Raw genomic sequence first — 12,466 nt, 5'->3', positions numbered from 1 at the left:
CGGTGCCCAAGCGCATCGTGATCACCGGGGCCAGCGGCAACGTCGGCACCGCCTTACTGCGCCGGCTCACCGCCGACGACTCGGACTATGAGATCGTCGGAATCAGCCGGAGGCGACCGCCTTCGGACGACGTGTACCGGTCCGCCCACTGGCACGAGCTGGACCTGGCCGACCCGGGCGTGGAGCTCGAGCTGCTCAAGGTCTTCCGCGGGGCCGCGTGCGTGGTCCATCTGGCGTGGGGTTTCCAGCCCACCCGCAACAGGCGTTATTTGGACGCGGTCGGGGTCAACGGCAGCGCGGCGGTATTGAGCGCGGCACACAACGCGAAAGTGCCGCACCTGCTGCACATGTCGTCGGTGGGGACCTACGCCGCCGGGCGATACGGGCAGAAGGTCGACGAGACCTTCTCGACCGCGGGCATACCATCCTCCGCGTACAGCAGGGCGAAATCCGCGGTGGAGCACATGCTCGACGGCTACGAGCGGCACAACCCCGACGGGGTCGGAATCACCCGGATGAGGCCCGGTTTCATCCTGCAGCGCGACGCCGCGTTGGGTCTGCGGCGCTACACCCTGCCCGCCTACGTGGACCCGCGTTGGGTGCGCTGGTTGCCGCTGCTACCGCTGGACCGCTCGCTGAGCGTGTCCATCGTGCACGCCGACGACGTCGCCGACGCGTGCGTCAAGGCGATCGAGCGCCGCGCACTCGGGCCCTTCAACCTGGCCGCCGAACCGCCGGTCGGCCGCGATGACATCGCAAAGGCGTTGCGGGCACGCCCGATTCACGTGGCCTCCCCGCTACTGGGGCTGCTGGTGGCGGCGTCGTGGCGGGCCAGGTTGCAACCCCTCGATCGTGGCTGGCTGGACATGGCGTTTTCGTTGCCGCTGCTGGGCACCGACCGCGCGCGTAACGTTCTCGGATGGTCGCCGCGGTGGAGTTCCGAGGCTGCGCTGGCCGACCTGGTCGACGGGTTCTTGCATACCTGGGGAACCCAGAGCCCCGTCCTTCGTGCGCGTTCGTGCGCCGAGGCCATCAGCCGCGACCTTCACGAAGGCCCGCTCACCGTCCGCCGGGTGCCCTAACCGTTGACTGCCCGCGGCCCAACAGGTGACGCAGCGCCTGGGTCAGGTCGGGTTGACGGAACCGGTGCCCGGCCGCGACGAGCTTGCGGGGTGCCACCCGCTGGCTCGCGCAGGCCAGTTCGCGGGCGCCCTGCCCCCCGAGCAGGAGGCGAGGCCCCAGCGACGGCACCGGCAACACGGCCGGCCGATGCAGCACCGCCGCCAGGGTCGACGTGTACTCCGCGTTGCGGACGGGTTGCGGCGCAACGGCATTCACGGGCCCCGACAGCGCCGCGTCCCACAGCGCGCGGTGATACACATCGACCAGGTCGTCGATTCCGATCCAGGACAGCCATTGCCTGCCGTCGCCCAGCCGCCCCCCGAGCCCGGCGGCGAACAGCGGACGCATCAGCCTCAGCGTGCCGCCGCGCGGTGACTGGACGATGCCGGTGCGCACCCGCACCACCCGCAGCCCCGCCTCCTGCGCGGGTGCGGTCGCCTCCTCCCAGTCGGCCACCACGTCGGCCAGGAATCCCTCCCCACGGTCGCTGTCCTCGCTCAGCGTGTCGTCGCCGCGGTCGTATCCGTAATAGCCGACCGCTGACGCCGAGATCAGCGCGGCGGGCCGGGGGTCGGTGCGGGCCAAGAGTTCGGCGAGGCGCCGGGTGGGCCCAATCCTGCTGTCCCGGATGGCATCCCGGTGCTTGTCGGTGAACCGTCCGGCGATGGAGGCGCCAGCCAGATGGATGACCGCGTCGACGCCGGCCAACAGCTGCGGGTCGGGATCCGCGGGGTCCCAACGCCGTTCGTCGGTGTCGCGTGCGTCGCGCCTGACCAGCCGGATGACCCGGTGCCCGCCGGTGCGCAGAAACGCCGTCAGCGCCGAACCGACCAGCCCCGACGATCCGGTGACGGCGATCGTCGATCGCTTCAGACCGTTCTCGGCGGCCACCCGGTGGGCAGCCAAGTCGTCGGCCAGCTGGCGGTGCCGGTAGTCGAACATGGGCCGCAACAGCGATCCCGGCACCGCGGTCTCGACCCGGTCGATCACCCGGGTGCGGTCATCGCCGATGTCTACGAACTCGTGGGTGTGGCGCCAGCGCAACGCCATTCGCGCCGGAAGCGTGGCCAGGCCGTCACCACCGAGGGCGTCGACGAACCGGCGCGGGGGATCGTAGCCGTCCGGCTGATGCACGGCGACCCAGCGCAGGCCGCCGGGCAGCGCCAGCGTCGCCCGCCCGTCCTCGAGCGAGGATGCCTCGGCGATGAGGCGCATCGGCTGCCACGGCGGCGAGAGGCGGTGGAAGGCACCCGGCCTGGCATGCCAATCGAAGACGTCCGTGATCGGCGCGTGCACCACGCTCGAATAGTCCAGGCCCATGCCTGAAACGTTAGAAAGCTCGCTACCGGTCCGGCAAGGCGTGTTCGACGATGGGGAGCCGCGCCTGCGGCTGCCGCTCGCCGCGCTTGGCCGACAGATAGACCTGCGCGGTCTTGTCGGCCACCGTATGCCAATCGAAGTCGGACGTGAGGCGTTCGCGGGCGGCCCGGGCGCGTTGTTGCGCGGCGCGCGGATCGTCGAGGACGGTGCGAATCGCCGCGGCCAGCCGGGTCACGTCGCGGGGCGGGCACGATACGCCGGTCCGACCGTCGATCACCGCCTCGCCCAGCCCGCCGATGTTCGACGTCACCAGGGGAGTGCCGGCCGCGGCCGCCTCGAGCGCCACGATGCCGAACGGCTCGTAGTGGCTGGGCAACACCGCGGCGTCGGCGCGATGCAGTACGGCCAACAGCTCCGCGTGCTCGAGGTGCCCGACGAACCGAATCGCCTTGAGCACCCGGTGTTTACGGGCTTGCTCGATGAGCCAGCCCTGCTGGGTGCCCTCGCCGGCGATGGTCAGCGTGGTGCCCGGGTGGGTGCGCCTGACCCGCGGGAGCGCGGCGATGACGTCGTGCACCCCCTTTTCGTACTCCAGCCGCCCCAGGTAAAGCAGTTCGGCCGGCCCCGTGCGCGGCCGCCGCGCCGCGAACGGCCACCGCGCCGTCTCGATGCCGTTGCAGATCACGGTGATCTCGGCCAGCCCCGGACCGAACAGTTCGGTGATCTCGTCGGCCATCGACCCCGAACAGGTGATCAGCGAATCGGATTCGCGCACCAGCCAGGACTCGACCGCGTGCACCTGACGGCTGAGCGCGCCGCTGACCCAGCCGGAATGCCGACCGGCCTCGGTCGCGTGGATCGTGGAAACCATTGGCACGTCATAGAATTGGGCCAGCGCGATCGCCGGATGGGCCACCAGCCAGTCGTGGGCGTGCACGACGTCGGGCCGCCACGCGTGGCTGCTGCCGGGTTTCTTCAGGCTCAGCCCGGCGCGGACCATGGAATGCCCCATCGCGAGCGTCCAGGCCATCATGTCGGTGCCGAAGGTGAACTCGTGCGGATCCTGCGCGGCCGCGATCACCCGAACACCCTCGCTGATCTGGTCGGACGACGGATGGCTGCGGGGATCGGTCCCGGTGGGTCGGCGTGACAGCACCACGACGTCGTGACCTGCGGCCGCCAGCGCGGTGGACAGGTGGTGGACGTGCCGGCCGAGCCCGCCGACGACCACCGGCGGGTACTCCCACGACACCATCAGGATCTTCACTTCGTGGTCCACCTCATCGGGGCAACCTGCGGGCGTCGAGGGCGCCGAAGAGTCCGTCCGCGCGGTTCCACCCCTCCGCCAGGCGCTGCGCGGTGTCGCGCCGCCCGGACGCCAGCGCCCCCGCGATCTCACGGGTGGCGTGCGCGTGCAGGTGGGCGCGGTAGCGGGCGTAGTCGGCGGCCGAATCCTTGCTCACCATGAACGGCCAGTCGCTGGAGACCGTCAGCAAGGTTTCGCGCAGGATCTGGTCGGCGACGTGGTCGCGGGGGATGGGCCCGTCCAGCGTCGCGGTTTGGGACAGCGCCTTGTCGACGGTGCTCAGCGCGGTGTCGACCACTTCGTTGTTGAGCTGCACCAGGTCGGCGACCTGGTCGCCGGCCCACACCTGCCAGTCCTTGCCCGAACCCCACGAGCTGGGCGGCAGGGCCACCGGGCTACCGACGAAGCCGTCGGCGATCGCGTCGGTCAGGGTGCCCACCCGCACGCCGGCCTCGGGCAGGGCGCGCAGCACCCGCTCCAACCAGGTCGGGCCCTCGTACCACCAGTGGCCGAACAGCTCGGTGTCGAAGGCGGCGATCACATGCGCGGGCCGCCCGATGCGCGCGGACTCGCTCGTCAGGCGGTTGCGGACCGTCTCGACGAAGTCGGCGACGTGAATGTCGACGGCGTGGTCGGCCCGCTCGGGGTCGTAGGGCGCCTTGCCTTCCGAGGGCACGTTGCGGCCGGTGACCCTGGCCGGCTTGAGCCCGGTGAGGTGGTCATAGGTGTGGAAATCGCGATAGGCGGCGTGCCCGGGGTAGCCGGACTTCGGCGACCACACCCGGTAGCTGACCTGCAGGTCGCGCCCGAACGCCACCACGTCGGTGTCGCCGACGGGCCGGCCCAGCGCAGTGTCGCCGTGCAGTGACGGGCCGTCGACCATGAAGTGCGTGACCCCGGCGGCGGCGTAGTCGTGTTCGAGCCCGGGCGCGTACGCGCATTCGGGCGCCCAGATGCCGGTGGGGGTGTGCGCCAGCCGCTGCCCGGCGTCGGCCAGCCCCTCGCGCAGGGCGAACTCGCGCAGGCGGGGGGCGAGCAGCGGTTGGAACGGGTGGGCCAGCGGCCCGCCGAGCAGCTCCACCGTGCCGGCGTCGAGCAACCCGCGCAGCGGCGCGCTGCCGCCGTGCCGCCATAGGGTGGCGAAGTCCTCAAGGGCGTTCTCGGCCTCCGCCTCCTCGCGAATCCCCAAGGCGCGCAACGCCTCCGGCGTGCACGACTGATAGCCGGCCGACTTCGATCGGGGAATCGACCGCACACTGGCCGCCTCGGCTGCGCGCAGCCGCCAGTTCGCCAGCCAATGATGCATGCCGCCAAGGCAATACGGGTCGTCGAGTTGCGCGTTCACCACCGGCGTGACGCCGAGCGTGATCAGTCCCTGGCGGTCCTCGCCGGCCAGCGTGTTCAGCACGCGCATCAGCGGCAGGTAGGCCGCCGCCCAGGATTGATACAGCCATTCCTCACCGACCGGCCAGCGGCCGTGGTGGGCCAGCCACGGAAGATGGGTGTGCAAAACCAGGGTGAACAGTCCGGGGACCCGGTCTGGCGTCGAGTTCACGGCGCTACCGCGATTGCGATCAGGTCGAGGCTGTCGTCGATGTGCCGGCCGGTCGCCGCGCCGGATCCGCTTTCTACGAGTTCGAAGTCGTCGGTGGTGACCGCGGCGACGTCCGCCGCCAGGTCGGGTGGCCACGGGGCGTCGGTTACCGCGCGCGCGATCTGCGCGTCGATGATCGAACCGCCGTGCCGGGCGTCCATCTCCTGCAGCCGCGGACCGTGGAACAGGCCGCTGATCGACACGTCCGAAAAACCGCCGGCGATGAGCAGCTCAGCCATCTCGTCGGCGTTGAGTTCGCGGGTGTGGAACGGGTTGATCGGGGTGTCGCGCCCGGGCGAGAAGGTGATCCGGTTGGGCGTCGACATCATCAGCAGCCCCGACGGTCGCAGCACCCGCGCGCACTCGGCGACGAATTGTGTTTGGTCCCACAGATGCTCGATGACCTGGAAGTTGACCACAATGTCCACCGACGAATCGGGCAGCGGGAGCCGCGCGAGGTTGGCCTGCATGACGTCCACCCGGGGGTAGCGGGCGCGGACGTGGGCCACGGCGGACTCGTCGTAGTCCACCGCGATGACGCGGCGAGCGACGCCGGCGATCAGGTCGGCGCCGTATCCCTCGCCGCAGCCCGCCTCGAGCACCTCGCGGCCCACGCAGCGCTCGGCAAGCCGCTGGTAGACCACCTCGTGGCGCCGAAACCAGTAGTTTTCGATGTCCAAACCCGGGATGGTGCGCTCGCCCGTCAGCATCATCACCGCGTCGCCCACCGACGCGGTGACGCCGGGGGTGTGCGGGGGGAGGTCAGGTACCGGTGCGCTCATTGCATAGGCAGGCTAACGCGAAGTGTCGGATTCGCGAACCACACAAGTGGGTAACCCCGCGCGCGCAGGGGGAGGCGGGCCGCAAGAACCTGCAGCACTACCAGCTATGGTGTGAAGGCATACCGCACAAAGTTACCGGGTAGTAACACGGCTGTGCGTTGCGAAAAACGCGTACCGAGGTCTCGCAGTCGAGCGCTGCGGACCCCTTCGAGGAGGACGAACCACACTCATGACGAACATCGTGGTCCTGATTAAGCAGGTCCCAGACACTTGGTCAGAGCGCAAGCTGACAGACGGCGATTACACGCTGGACCGCGAGGCCGCCGACGCGGTGCTGGACGAGATCAACGAGCGCGCGGTAGAAGAGGCCCTGCAGATCCGGGAGAAGGAAGCCGCCGACGGCGTCGAGGGGTCGGTGACCGTGCTGACCGCGGGTCCCGAGCGCGCCACCGAAGCGATCCGCAAGGCCCTGTCGATGGGCGCCGACAAGGCCGTCCACCTCAAGGACGACGGCCTGCACGGCTCCGACGTGGTGCAGACCGGGTGGGCGCTGGCCCGCGCGCTGGGCACCATCGAGGGCACCGAGCTGGTGATCGCCGGTAACGAGGCCACCGACGGCACCGGCGGGGCGGTCCCGGCCATCATCGCCGAGTACCTGGGCCTGCCGCAGCTCACCCACGTGCGCAAGCTCTCCCTCGAGGGCGACAAGGTGACCGGCGAGCGCGAGACCGACGACGGCGTCTTCAACCTCGAGGCCACGCTGCCCGCGGTCGTCAGCGTCACCGAGAAGATCAACGAGCCGCGCTTCCCGTCGTTCAAGGGCATCATGGCCGCCAAGAAGAAAGAGGTCACGGTGCTGACCTTGGCCGAGATCGGGGTCGAAAGCGACGAGGTCGGGCTGGCCAACGCCGGATCCACCGTGCTGTCGTCGACGCCGAAGCCGCCGAAGACCGCGGGTGAGAAGGTCACCGACGAGGGCGAGGGCGGCAACCAGGTCGCCCAGTACCTGGTCGCCCAGAAGATCATCTAATTCGAGCACCCCATCGAAGACCATTCCTGAGACGAGAAGAGCGATATAACCATGGCTGAAGTATTGGTGCTCGTGGAGCACGCCGAAGGTGCGCTGAAGAAGGTCACCTCCGAATTGATCACCGCCGCCCGCGCGCTGGGCGAGCCCTCCGCCGTCGTGGTCGGGGCGCCGGGGACGGCCGCCCCGCTGGCCGACGGGCTGAAGGAGGCCGGCGCCGCCAAGATCTACGTCGCCGAGTCCGACGACGTGGACAAGTACCTGATCACCCCGGTGGTCGACGTGCTTGCCGCGCTGGCCGAGTCGAACGCGCCCGCGGCCGTGCTGCTGGCCGCCAACGCCGACGGCAAGGAAATCGCCGGCCGGCTCGCGGCCCGGATCGGTTCCGGTCTGCTGGTCGACGTGGTCGAGGTCAAGGAGGGCCCCAAGGCCATCCACTCGATCTTCGGTGGCGCGTTCACCGTCGAGGCCCAGGCCAACGGCGACACCCCGGTGATCACCCTGCGCGCCGGCGCCGTCGACGCCGAGCCGTCCGCCGGAGCCGGCGAGCAGGTCACCGTCGAGGTCCCGGCCCCCGCCGAGAACGCCACCAAGATCACCGCCCGCGAGCCCGCGGTCGCCGGTGACCGCCCCGAGCTGTCCGAGGCCACCATCGTGGTCTCCGGCGGTCGCGGCGTGGGCAGCGCGGAGAACTTCAGCGTGGTCGAGGCCCTGGCCGACTCGCTCGGCGCGGCCGTCGGCGCGTCTCGTGCCGCCGTCGACTCCGGCTACTACCCGGGCCAGTTCCAGGTGGGCCAGACGGGTAAGACGGTCTCGCCGCAGCTCTACATCGCGCTGGGCATCTCCGGTGCGATCCAGCACCGCGCCGGGATGCAGACGTCCAAGACCATCGTCGCGGTCAACAAGGACGAAGAGGCACCCATCTTCGAGATCGCCGACTACGGCGTGGTGGGCGACCTGTTCAAGGTCGCCCCGCAGCTGACCGACGCGATCAAGGCACGCAAGGGCTGAGCTTCTCGGCCTCGAAGAGCCCCCGGCGCCGCGGCGCCGGGGGCTTTCTTGTGTGCCACGCCCGTCCGGTGCGTCACACCGGCCCCACCAGTCCCCGGCCCAGGGGGATGTGCCGTTGTGCCCACCTCCGAGCGACAACCGCAACGGCGGCCGTCGTTGTCGCTCGGAGGTGGGCACAAAGCTCCTCCCGCCTTCCAGTGATCCGAGTGACGGATGGGACGACGGCGCCCCCGCGTCGTCGGTTGGCTCGGTCTCATTTCGTCATCTGACGTGCACCGACACGTCACAGCGCCGATGCCGACCCGCTCACCGGCTACGCCACGTTGTGTCTCATGAGCATCGCTTCTGTCCTCATCCCCGCCGACAAGCTCAGCGGCGCGTCGACCACGCCGCGCTACTCGCTGTTGCTGTCCACCGATCCCGGCCTGATCGAAGCGGCGCAGCGACTCCGGTATGACGTCTTCACCAGCACCCCCGGCTTCGCCCTGCCGCTGGACGGCGGGCACGGATCGGACCGGCGCGACGAGGACCGCTTCGACGAGTTCTGCGACCACCTGCTGGTCCGGGACGACAACACCGGTGAGCTGGTGGGCTGCTACCGCATGCTGGCGCCGGCGGGCGCCATCGCGGCCGGCGGGCTCTACACCGCCACGGAATTCGACATCCGCGCGTTCGACCCGCTGCGGCCGTCCCTGGTCGAGATGGGGCGCGCCGTGGTGCGCGACGGGCACCGCAACGGCGGCGTGGTGCTGCTGATGTGGGCGGGCATCCTGGCTTACCTCGACCGCTACGGCTACGACCACGTCACCGGGTGCGTGTCGGTGCCCATCGGCGACGAGGCCGACGATCAACCGCCGGGCAGCCGGCTGCGCGGCGTCCGCGACGTCATCCTGGCCCGTCACGGCGCGCCCGCGCACCACCGGGTGCGGCCACACCGCCCCGTCGTCGTCGACGGGACCGCGCTCGACGACATCCCGGCGCCCGCGCGGCCCTCGGTTCCGGCGCTGCTGCGCGGCTACCTGCGGCTGGGCGCGCGGGTGTGCGGGGAGCCCGCGCACGACCCGGATTTCGGTGTCGGTGACTTCTGCGTGCTGCTGGGCAAACAGCACGCCGACACCCGATACCTGAAACGCCTCCGCTCGGTGTCGGCCGCCGCGGAGATGGCGGGGAAATGACCGGCATCGCGCACTCCTGGCTACCGCGCGCCTCGTGCGGCGCCGGCTGCGTGCGCCCCGGCGACGCGGTCGCCTGCCCGCCGCCGCTGGTGGCGCTGCGGGTCACGCTTCGCCTGCTGCTGGCGCTGCTGCTCGCGCCGGGGCTGCCGCTGCTGGCCCTGCCACTGCCGGGCCGCACCCGCGTGCAGCGCATCTATTGCCGGCTGGTGCTGCGCTGCTTCGGTGTCCGGATTGCGGTGTCGGGCAACCCGATTCGCAACCTGCGCGGTGTGCTGGTGGTCAGCCCGCACATGTCGTGGCTCGACGTCTTCGCGATCGGCTCGGTGTTGCCCGGGTCGTTCGTCGCCCGTGCCGACATGTTCAGCGGGCCGGCGACCGCGATCGTGGCCCGCGTCTGCAAGGTCATCCCGATCGAGCGGTCCAGTTTGCGGCGGCTGCCCGGCGTGGTGGACGCCGTCGCCCACCGGCTGCGCGCCGGGCAGACGGTGGTGGCGTTTCCGGAGGGCACCACGTGGTGTGGTCGCGACTGCGGGGCGTTCTATCCGGCCATGTTCCAGGCCGCGATCGATGCCGGACGGCCGGTGCAGCCCCTGCGGCTGACCTACCACCACATCGATGGCGGCCTCTCGACGGTGCCGGCCTTCGTCGGCGACGAGACCCTGCTGGGCTCGATCCGCCGGCTGCTCGCGCAGCGCCGCACGCTGGCGCGGGTGCACGTCGAGTCGCTGCAGCTCCCGGGGACCGATCGGCGTGCCCTGGCCGGCCGCTGCCAGTCGGCGGTGGGCGCCGGAACGGCCCGGGGCGCTGGTCACGGGCGCGTGCTGGTGGCCTGAGCCCACCGGTGGGCCGGTATCGTGGGTCGCGTCATGGTCTATTTGGATCACGCCGCCACCACCCCGATGCACCCCGCCGCCGTCGAGGCGATGACGGCTGTGCTGGGCACGGTGGGCAACGCCTCCTCGCTGCACACCAGCGGCCGGGCGGCGCGGCGCCGCATCGAGGAATCCCGAGAACTGATTGCCGACAAGCTGGGGGCGCGTCCCTCGGAGGTGATCTTCACCGCCGGCGGCACCGAGAGCGACAACCTGGCCGTCAAGGGCATCTACTGGGCCCGGCGCGACGCCGAGCCGCGGCACCGGCGCATCGTCACCAGCGAGGTCGAACACCACGCCGTGCTGGACTCGGTCAATTGGCTCGTCGAGCACGAGGGAGCCGAAGTGACGTGGTTGCCGACCGCGCCCGACGGCTCGGTGTCGGCGGCGGCGCTGCGCGAGGTGCTCACCCACCACGACGATGTCGCGCTGGTCTCGGTCATGTGGGCCAACAACGAGGTCGGCACCGTGCTGCCCGTCGCCGAACTCGCCGCCGTCGCAGCCGAATTCGGGGTGCCGATGCACAGCGATGCCATTCAGGCGGTGGGGCAGTTGCCGGTGGACTTCGCCGCCAGCGGGCTGTCGGCGATGAGCGTGACCGCGCACAAGTTCGGGGGCCCCGCGGCCGTGGGTGCGCTGCTGTTGCGCCGCGACGTCGCGTGCGTGCCGCTCGCACACGGCGGCGGCCAGGAGCGCGACATCCGTTCGGGGACGGCCGATGTCGCCGGTGCGGTCGGAATGGCCGCGGCGGCCCGGATCTCGATCGACGGGCTCGAGGTCAACAGCGCCCGGCTGCGGGCGCTGCGGGACCGGCTGGTCGACGGGGTGCTCGGCGGCATCGAGGACGTCAGCCTCAACGGTGCCCGCGACCCGCTGCGCCTTCCCGGCAACGCGCACTTCACGTTCCGCGGTTGCGAGGGCGATGCGCTGTTGATGCTCCTGGACGCCAACGGAATCGAGTGCTCGACCGGTTCGGCGTGCACCGCCGGTGTCGCGCAGCCCTCGCACGTGCTGATGGCCATGGGAGCCGACCCGACCAGCGCCCGCGGGTCGCTGCGACTCTCATTGGGGCACACCAGTGTTGACGCCGACGTCGATGCGGTGCTGCGGGTGCTGCCCGGGGCGGTGGAGCGGGCGCGTCGGGCGGCCCTGGCCGCGGCGGGGGCGTCCTAAGTGAAGGTGCTTGCAGCCATGAGCGGTGGCGTCGACTCGTCGGTCGCCGCGGCCCGGATGGTCGACGCCGGACACGACGTGGTGGGCGTGCACCTGGCGCTGTCGTCCTCGCCCGGCACGCTGCGCAGCGGCTCGCGCGGCTGCTGCTCGAAAGAGGACGCCTCGGACGCGCGGCGGGTCGCCGACGTGCTCGGAATACCGTTCTACGTCTGGGATTTCGCGGAAAAGTTCCAGGCGGACGTCATCGACGAATTCGTGTCGTCCTATGCGCGCGGCGAGACGCCCAACCCGTGCGTGGTGTGCAATCAGAAGATCAAGTTCTCGGCCCTGTCGGCGAGAGCCGTTGCGCTCGGGTTCGACACGGTGGCCACCGGCCACTACGCCCGGCTTTCCGGCGGTCGGCTGCGCCGCGCCGTGGACCACGACAAGGACCAGTCCTACGTGCTGGCCGTGCTGAGCGCCGAGCAGCTGCGCCACGCCGCGTTCCCGATCGGCGACACCCCCAAGTCACAGATCCGCGCCGAAGCCGCCCGCCGCGGCCTGGCCGTCGCCGAAAAGCCGGACAGTCACGACATCTGCTTCATCCCGTCGGGCGACACCCGAGCCTTTTTGGGCTCACGCATCGGGGTTCGCCGCGGTGCCGTGGTCAATGCGGACGGGACGGTGCTCGCCGAGCACGACGGCGTGCACGGCTTCACCATCGGGCAACGCAAGGGTCTCGGCATCGCCGGGCCCGGCCCCGACGGTCGCCCGCGCTACGTGACCGCGATCGACGCCGAGACCGCGACCGTGCGGGTGGGGGACGTGGCCGAACTCGAAGTGCGCGAATTGACCGGGCGGGCACCGGTATTCACCTCGGGTGTGACGCCGTCGGGGCCGATCGAGTGCGCGGTTCAGGTGCGCGCGCACGGTGAGACGGCCGACGCCGTGGCCGAACTCGTCGGCGGCGAACTCGTCGTGCGGTTGCGCGTCCCGCTGCGCGGTGTCGCGCCGGGCCAGACGCTGGTGCTGTACCGGCCCGACCCCGACGGGGACGAGGTGATCGGCAGCGCCGTCATCGCCGCGACGTCGCGCTGATCGCGAA

At 70.9% G+C, this 12,466-nt stretch carries 11 protein-coding genes; 7 read left to right on the top strand and 4 right to left on the bottom strand.

Features of this window, described 5'->3' with window-relative positions:
* Window positions 1-2: 2 nt before the first annotated feature.
* Window positions 3-1,082: an NAD-dependent epimerase/dehydratase family protein gene (locus P6281_RS18835; RefSeq protein WP_014942675.1), complete on the top strand. Its 1,080-nt coding sequence runs from the start codon at window positions 3-5 to the stop codon at window positions 1,080-1,082.
* Here the strand turns inward: P6281_RS18835 and P6281_RS18830 are convergent.
* The 4 genes from P6281_RS18830 to P6281_RS18815 are packed head-to-tail and all read right to left on the bottom strand — an operon-like array spanning window position 1,060 to window position 6,124.
* Complete coding sequence (locus P6281_RS18830; RefSeq protein ID WP_014942674.1) at window positions 1,060-2,442, bottom strand: TIGR01777 family oxidoreductase; 1,383 nt, start codon at window positions 2,440-2,442, stop codon at window positions 1,060-1,062. The two genes, P6281_RS18835 and P6281_RS18830, sit on opposite strands and share 23 nt — an antisense overlap.
* Window positions 2,443-2,464: 22 nt before the next feature.
* Window positions 2,465-3,709, bottom strand: a complete 1,245-nt coding sequence (locus P6281_RS18825; protein ID WP_038538750.1) for a glycosyltransferase family 4 protein — start codon at window positions 3,707-3,709, stop codon at window positions 2,465-2,467.
* Window positions 3,710-3,722: 13 nt separating this feature from the next.
* The gene (locus P6281_RS18820; RefSeq protein WP_009955845.1) at window positions 3,723-5,303 is read right to left on the bottom strand and encodes a 1,4-alpha-glucan branching protein domain-containing protein; all 1,581 of its coding nucleotides are present in this window, start codon (window positions 5,301-5,303) and stop codon (window positions 3,723-3,725) included.
* Window positions 5,300-6,124 carry a class I SAM-dependent methyltransferase gene (locus P6281_RS18815; protein WP_014385494.1) on the bottom strand — a complete coding sequence of 275 codons (825 nt, stop codon included), beginning with the start codon at window positions 6,122-6,124 and terminating at the stop codon, window positions 5,300-5,302. The genes P6281_RS18820 and P6281_RS18815 overlap by 4 nt, the downstream gene beginning before the upstream one ends.
* A 229-nt stretch (window positions 6,125-6,353) precedes the next feature.
* Here P6281_RS18815 and P6281_RS18810 point away from each other — a divergent pair, with 229 nt between their 5' ends.
* The 6 genes from P6281_RS18810 to mnmA all read left to right on the top strand — a co-directional run bounded on the left by P6281_RS18810 (window position 6,354) and on the right by mnmA (window position 12,459).
* Window positions 6,354-7,154, top strand: a complete 801-nt coding sequence (locus P6281_RS18810; RefSeq protein ID WP_008259088.1) for an electron transfer flavoprotein subunit beta/FixA family protein — start codon at window positions 6,354-6,356, stop codon at window positions 7,152-7,154.
* Window positions 7,155-7,205: 51 nt separating this feature from the next.
* A complete protein-coding gene (locus tag P6281_RS18805; RefSeq protein WP_009955847.1) occupies window positions 7,206-8,162 on the top strand; it encodes an electron transfer flavoprotein subunit alpha/FixB family protein in 957 nt (318 codons plus the stop codon).
* 332 nt (window positions 8,163-8,494) lie between these two features.
* Window positions 8,495-9,337, top strand: a complete 843-nt coding sequence (locus P6281_RS18800; RefSeq protein ID WP_202349299.1) for a GNAT family N-acetyltransferase — start codon at window positions 8,495-8,497, stop codon at window positions 9,335-9,337.
* Window positions 9,334-10,170, top strand: coding sequence for a lysophospholipid acyltransferase family protein (locus tag P6281_RS18795; RefSeq protein WP_014380748.1), 837 nt, complete (start codon window positions 9,334-9,336; stop codon window positions 10,168-10,170). The genes P6281_RS18800 and P6281_RS18795 overlap by 4 nt, the downstream gene beginning before the upstream one ends.
* A 33-nt stretch (window positions 10,171-10,203) precedes the next feature.
* Complete coding sequence (locus tag P6281_RS18790) at window positions 10,204-11,382, top strand: cysteine desulfurase family protein (protein WP_009954359.1); 1,179 nt, start codon at window positions 10,204-10,206, stop codon at window positions 11,380-11,382.
* Window positions 11,383-12,459: a tRNA 2-thiouridine(34) synthase MnmA gene (mnmA, locus tag P6281_RS18785; protein WP_009954358.1), complete on the top strand. Its 1,077-nt coding sequence runs from the start codon at window positions 11,383-11,385 to the stop codon at window positions 12,457-12,459.
* Window positions 12,460-12,466 lie beyond the last annotated feature (7 nt).

Origin of the sequence: Mycobacterium sp. 5-140-3-2, from assembly GCF_035666375.1 — a bacterium.
Taxonomy (GTDB): Bacteria; Actinomycetota; Actinomycetes; order Mycobacteriales; family Mycobacteriaceae; genus Mycobacterium; species Mycobacterium intracellulare.
The sequence above is the reverse complement of the archived record's forward strand: the minus strand, read 5'-3'. Positions and strand labels throughout refer to the sequence as shown.

Bases quoted from the DNA above. Each gene is read 5' to 3' on its own strand.
- P6281_RS18830 (WP_014942674.1), bottom strand. From the start codon at position 2,442: ATGGGCCTGGACTATTCGAGCGTGGTGCACGCGCCGATCACGGACGTC.
- P6281_RS18815 (WP_014385494.1), bottom strand. From the start codon at position 6,124: ATGAGCGCACCGGTACCTGACCTCCCCCCGCACACCCCCGGCGTCACC.
- P6281_RS18810 (WP_008259088.1), top strand. From the start codon at position 6,354: ATGACGAACATCGTGGTCCTGATTAAGCAGGTCCCAGACACTTGGTCA.
- P6281_RS18805 (WP_009955847.1), top strand. From the start codon at position 7,206: ATGGCTGAAGTATTGGTGCTCGTGGAGCACGCCGAAGGTGCGCTGAAG.
- P6281_RS18800 (WP_202349299.1), top strand. From the start codon at position 8,495: ATGAGCATCGCTTCTGTCCTCATCCCCGCCGACAAGCTCAGCGGCGCG.
- P6281_RS18795 (WP_014380748.1), top strand. From the start codon at position 9,334: ATGACCGGCATCGCGCACTCCTGGCTACCGCGCGCCTCGTGCGGCGCC.
- P6281_RS18790 (WP_009954359.1), top strand. From the start codon at position 10,204: ATGGTCTATTTGGATCACGCCGCCACCACCCCGATGCACCCCGCCGCC.